This window comes from Streptomyces sp. URMC 126, from assembly GCF_051386555.1.
Classification (GTDB): Bacteria; Actinomycetota; Actinomycetes; order Streptomycetales; family Streptomycetaceae; genus Streptomyces.
In genome coordinates this window covers 1-6,082 of record NZ_JBPQTX010000379.1, presented here as the reverse complement: position 1 = coordinate 6,082, position 6,082 = coordinate 1, and the positions used below count along the sequence as shown (strand labels likewise).

The following is a 6,082-nucleotide window of genomic DNA, read 5'->3' as shown; positions in this document are numbered from 1 at the left end:
AGGAACGACTCGCTTGAGCGGAACTGGTGCTCGTCCAGCGGATAGTCGCCGAAGATTTCGCTCTGTGCGCTACCGGTCAACAAAGCGGCCTCGATGAACTGTGCGCAACCCATGGGGTGGCTTTCCCAGAGCGGGCCCCGCCCCTCCTTGACCATGACCGTCCATTCGTCAGGGTCTTGTCCGGGGCGGACCAGCCAGTACAGGTAGTCCCCGTTCTCTGTGAGAGCCCACGCGACGACGCGGTTTCCGTCTTCTTCGAGTACGGCGGGCTTCGGCTCCCCTAGTGCCCACAATTGGGCGAGGATGTCCGGCCGGTCTTCGTTCTCGGTGATCAGATCGTAAAACTCGTTGGGACACCAGGGCTCCAACAGCCAAATGGCATCGTCGAAGACTCCACCACCATATGTGTCGACGAGCTGTTTGTAATCCGTCGGCAGTGCGGTGCCCATCTGCGCTTCGACGCGGTGCCATTCTTTGGGCTGGGCTGACTGCGGCGGTGGGACGGACTGGATCAGGTGGGCGATCGACGCGTTCAATTCGGCCTCCTAGCCTGCCGGTTCTACGGTTTCCTTTTCGGAATGTTCAGGATTGTCACCTCATTGACGCCGCCGCTGTCGGACCCATAGGGGTGGAACTGGAACCCTCGGTTTCCCCGGGCTGTGATGTGTAGAGCGACGGGAATCGTGTCGGATGCGTCGTTTGTGCGATATATGGGTGTGACGCTGTACTCTATGGTTTCCCCTCGGTCCACTGCCGCTCGTACTTGGGTTTCGATGGCCAGCATCACCGGTGCATTGGCTTGTCGGTGCATTGTAACGAAGTTCCTGTGGTCCCTGTTCGACCCCCCAATCTGTGCGCCCAGCAGGTGGGTTCTGTTGTATCCCCTACCGCTCTGCCAGCCGGCAATCTCTGGCCGCAACTTAGGCCGGGTTGTTCCGCCCGTCATATCCGGCTCAATGGTGGCGTGCACTGAGGTGGCTCGTCTACCAGGTCCCAGCGGGCCGTACCGCACCCTGCCACCCCACGTGACGTCGTTCTCGTCGCAAGGCGCCAGCCCAAGAGGATCGGACAGGGTGTGGGGGTTGTCCACGTAAGTGGCGGGATTGGGTGCGGGAGCCAAGCCCAATGGGTCGAGAGACAGGTACCGCGCAGTCTCCGGGTCGTAATAACGGAAGTAGTTGTGGTGTAGTTGCGTTTCCGCGTCGAAGTACTGACCGGGGAAACGTATGGGAGTGTGGGCGCTGGCGTCCCGGTTCCAGACCGTACTGCCCCAAAGTGTGGCCCGGGCTTTCCAGGCAATATTGCCCGACTCGTCGACGAGCTCGGTAGGAGTGCCAATTTGATCGGCGACTATGGCGAAGAAACGTTGGTCGATTATCTCCTGCGGAGCGTCGACAAGGGACTTGGTCTCCACCTGCGTCAACGGCATGGTGCCCACCTGGTCCCAAGTCAGGGTCAGGTCCTCGTGAGCGTGAGACGCGGAGGTCGTCTGCTCTGCAAGACTGCTGCCGTCCCACGTGAAACGAGTTTCCTCCAGAACCGTTTCTCCATCGGCAGCGAGTCTCTGTTTGCTGATACGGCGACCGAGCGGGTCGTAGTGGTATCGCCATTGGATGCCGTCAGGGGTGACGACGCCGATGAGTCGATCCTCGGCGTCCCAGGTGTACTTCCAGGTGTCGGGCTTGCGTGAAAGCCGGACCTTCTGACGCATGACCACACGGCCTTCACGGTCGTGCTCGTAGCGGATCCGCCCGGCGCGGTCGATGCGGGTGCCGCTGTACGCTCGTTGCCCGCGGGCTGCGGCACCGGGATGAGCGTCCGGCCACGCGGCATAGGTTTGATTTCCCGCTTCGTCGTAGGCGTATCTTTCTTGCCATCCGGCCGCGTCGACTGCCGTGACGCGCCCGGAGACGTCCAGCGTGAAGGTGCGCCTGCCGGTCAGAAGGTCGTTGACCGAGGTCAAACGCCCGTCAGGGCGGTAAGTGAAGTAGCGGTGCAGGAGCGGCTGTGCGCACGAAGGAGCGTCGAGGGACTGTTCAATCAGCTGTCCCGCAGGTCCCCACACGTGCTTGAGCGCAAAGGCGCGGGCAAGGTAGCGGGCGTTCTCACGCCCGATCGCGTCATGTTCAAAGGTGAGCGTTCGGCCAGCCGAATTGAGACTGGCCGGGTGGCCGGCCGCATCGTAGGCGTATGTTGTGACGACACCTGCCGGGGTGACTCGTCGAGTCCGGCGGCCTGCGCTGTCGCAAGTGGTGGTCAGCATACGTCCATTGATGCTTTGGCCTACGACGCGGCCGACCTCGTCGTAGGTGTAGGCGAGGAGGGAATTCGGCCCGCTGGCCCTCAGCAGGCGGCCGCACGGATCGTGTTCATAACGATAGACTTGACCCTCCACTGTTTTTTCCTGCAGGTTGCCCACGCTGTCGTAACAGTAGGTCGTGGTCTGACCCTCGGCGTTCGTGCGCCTCGTCAGATTCCCGGCCGCGTCGTAACCGTAGGAGAGGGTACGTCCGTCGAAGTCCGTCTCTGAGACCAGTTGTCCGGCGGAGTCGTAGGAATATTCCCAGACGAGCCCGTCGGGACCCGTGATCTGCGAGAGTCGTCTCTCGGTGTCATGGGTGAACGTATAACGAGTTCCGTCCGCAGTGATGCGGCTCAGGGGGAGATCGAAATGGGTGTACTCGTGAGCAGTGGTCCTGCCCAGCGGATCGGTATAGGACGTGCAGTTTCCCTCACCGTCGTACTCCCAGTGCTCTGTGCCTCCGTCGGGGTTGGTGCGGGAAGTAAGGAGTCCTTCCACAGACCAGGTCAGAGCGGTCTTTCCTCCGACTGGATTCGTGATGCTGACCACTCGACCGAACGTGTCGTACTGACAACGAGTCACCGCGCCGGAGGGGTCGGTGATGGTGAGAGGTTGGCCGGCCGGTGAATTGGTTATGTGAACGGTCTGACCGAGTGGGTCCGTGACGGAGGCGACGGCGCCACGAGCGTCAAACGAGTAAGTGGTTGTCTCACCTGCCGGGTTGGTTACGGCTATCCTGTTCCCGAGATCGTCATAAGCGTGCAACCAAGTGGCGCCATCCGGTCCGGTAAAGGACTCGGGCATGCCCCGGGTGTCGTAGGTGACGGTACTTCGGTGGCCATCGGGGCGTATCAGCTCGATCGGCCTGCCGTCCTCGTCGTACACAACTTGTGTCGTCCGCCCGAGAGGGTCGGTTGATGACAGCAGCCGGCCGAAGGTGTCGTAATCCGCGTGCGTGCTGTGGCCCAGTGGATCGACGACGGAGACGATTTGGTGCCTGGAGTTCAAAACGAAAGAGGTCGTCGCGCCGAGGGAATTGGTATAGCGGGTGACCAGCGGATTGGACGAACCTTCCTGTTCATATTCGAAGGTGGCGGAAAGGAAGCCGTCGGGCCCCGCAGTGCGGGCTACCCGACCGTCCGTGTTGTAGATGTACCTGTAGGTGGAATTGTTGCGATCCGTCCAGGAAGTTATGCGAGATTCGACGTCGTAGGTAAAGCGAAGGGGCGCTTCTGAGGAGTTGGTGACCGATTCGAGATTTCCCGCTCCGTCGTACCCGTAACTGCTTACGGTGGCTGATCCGTCGGTCGTGCGCACAGACAGCCGGCGTATTCGTCCGCTGGTGGTGATCAACTGAACCTGGTAGCCCCCGCTGTGCAAGACGTCAATTGGTGTCCCGTCCGGCTGGCGGCCAAACTCTATACGGTTCCCGTTGCGGTCCTCGATGCCGGTCAACCAGTAAGAGGAAGAACCTCCGTAAGGACTGTAGGTGAAGAATCGCGATATTCCCGTGTCCGGGTCGGATATTCGGTACGTGGTGTCCGGGCCGTCGTGCGCATCCTGGGTGAGAGGAAGGCGGGCGCCTTCCGATGGCAGGATCGTTTCTTCTGCGATGCGTGGAAGCCGTGGGTAGATGAGGATCGATCCGTCGTCGCGTGCCCATAGTGCACTGCCGTCGGCCGTGTCGACCTCCAAGCGTTCGTCGAATGTGGACGCCCAACTGCGCCCGAACCAATGGCCGTAGCGGTATTTGGTCAGGTGCGTGCGGCGTAGGATCAGCGGTAGCACTCCGGGAAGGTACAGGTCCGTCTGGGCAAGGACCAGCTCTCCTGTGCCCACGTCCACTGGGTCTGTGACGCACGTCTTCTTGTCAAGCGGGATGCTGTGGCGACGTGCGTCGTCCTTCGCACTGCGGAGCGCGTCAGGCTTGATGCCCGGAGAAGAACCCGTTTCTCTGCTCGTGTGTGGAACGCGCCCGAAGTCTTTGCTCTTGGTGTCCCGAAACTTGTCGCGTTCGTGCTGGTCTTGCTTCTTCTGTGCACGACCGGCCTGTGCCAGGCCCTTGCCGACGTCGTTCAGATGCTTCGTCAGCTCGCTTTGTGCCTTGTCGAGAGAGCTCATCGCTCTCTCGGTAACCTCTTCTATGACCTTCGCGAGGGAGCCGCGGCCCCGAGTGCGGTTGAAGTGGTCCCGGGTAGCGTGTAGTCGTTTGCCGCCCTTCTCGCCCAAGTGCGTCGAGTGCTCATGCACCATGCTCGTGAACGTGTTGTGCTCGTGCTCGTCGAAGACGAGGTCACCGTCAGGGGCACCTCCACTGGCGCCGGCCAGCACCAGGCCGCTCGTGCCGTTTGCCGACGCGATCCGCAAATTGTCTTTACCTGCTTGAAGCGTCTGCCCGAGGTGGATGCCGTCTTGTGCCCCGAGACCGTCAGAGACGACCTGGACGACGAGGTCCGTGGCCATGGAGTCCAGGGCCGTGAAGACCGGACCGGTCACGATAGACAGGACTTCCTGCGCTGCAGCCTCGGCGGCCTCCTTGAGGATGCGCTTGACGGCCGTGCGGGTGACAGCGACGCCACCCAGCGCACCCAGTTCGGATAAGCCGAGAGTGATGGGTGCGGCCGCTTGGGCTGCGGCAACCTCGCTGGCCAACAGGCCGAGCTGGACTATAGCCGCGCCCTTGGCACCCGCGACTACCGCTGCTGCGGCATCCAGGCCGCCGGCCAGCAAACGGCCGCCCTCGGCGAGGTTGTGCAGGTGCTTCGCGTTGAGCTTCGTGACGTGCGCTTCGATCGCTTCCGTCATTGCGCCACGGTTGGTGGAAAGCAGACGGTTGAGCGCTACGTTGGTACTGCCGCGACCGGCATCCACGTCGCCGGCGAAACTGCGGAGTGACTTGGCCATATCGCGGTAGTCGTCTTCGTCCACGTTCGGCCAGTTGACGCCGATCAAATCCAGCACAAAGGCCAGCTTGTCCGGAAGTACAACACCCATCTTCCCCGCCCCTGTCATGGCATGTCAGCGTTACGACGGTATGACCTTAAACGGGTGCGGTCGAGAGCTCAATGTCGTCAGCAAGTGGCGACCGGTGAGGCTCGGTTCTGGGGGTCGGTCGAGGGCCGAGCCCAACTCGTGATGCCGAGCCGTGACTTTCAGTCGCCCGGTGTCGCGACCAGGCGCAGGAACGCGGTCCACGCGGGGGCGGGGAGGAGGAGGGCCGGAGCCTCGGGGTTCTTGCTGTCTCGCACGGGGGACGGTGCGCGTATGGGGGGGGCCGCCCGCTCAAGGCATTTCCTGCCGTTGGTGTTGCCGTGAAGAGGCCCAGTCGCGGCGCAGGTCACGCACGGGCCAGCTCCTTCCGGCGCCGCCAGATCAGGTCGGCGGATGCCTGCGGGGACAGGGCGACCGCCCGGATCAGGTTGTAGGCGTGCGCCGCCGCGGAAACTTCATCCGGGTCCAGAGCGGTTCGGCCCCGCAGGAAGCCGTCGATGTGCACGACGTCCGCCCCGGCGTCGAAGTTCAGGTTGATGAAGGACCCGCTCATGCCGGGATGCGGAGGAGTGTCGTGCGGGACCACCTGGATGACGGTTTTCGGGTGGTCTTGGGCGTCCGGCAACCGGTCGAGCTGCGCCCTCATGACGGTCGGCGTGGTCAGCATGCGGCTGATCGCGTACTCGTCGATGATGAACCACGTCAGCGGCCGGTTCGCTCGGTCGAAGACGTCCTGGCGCGACAGCCGGGCGGTCACCAGACCGTCGAGGTTGTCCGGGCGGCCGCCGG

General features: G+C 62.7%; 4 protein-coding genes. All 4 read right to left on the bottom strand.

Annotation, left to right across the window (positions count from 1 at the left end):
* Positions 1–536 (bottom strand): SMI1/KNR4 family protein (locus tag ACSNOK_RS29555; RefSeq protein ID WP_436783865.1); only part of this gene is annotated, 536 nt, incomplete at its 3' end.
* Between the two features lie 23 nt (positions 537–559).
* Positions 560–5,296 (bottom strand): RHS repeat-associated core domain-containing protein, encoded by a 4,737-nt coding sequence (locus ACSNOK_RS29550; protein WP_436783864.1) that lies wholly within the window; start codon positions 5,294–5,296, stop codon positions 560–562.
* A gap of 158 nt (positions 5,297–5,454) precedes the next feature.
* A complete protein-coding gene (locus tag ACSNOK_RS29545; protein ID WP_436783863.1) occupies positions 5,455–5,643 on the bottom strand; it encodes a DUF397 domain-containing protein in 189 nt (62 codons plus the stop codon).
* On the bottom strand, positions 5,640–6,082 hold a 443-nt coding region (locus tag ACSNOK_RS29540), incomplete at its 5' end, for a DUF5753 domain-containing protein (protein ID WP_436783862.1). The genes ACSNOK_RS29545 and ACSNOK_RS29540, both read right to left, overlap by 4 nt.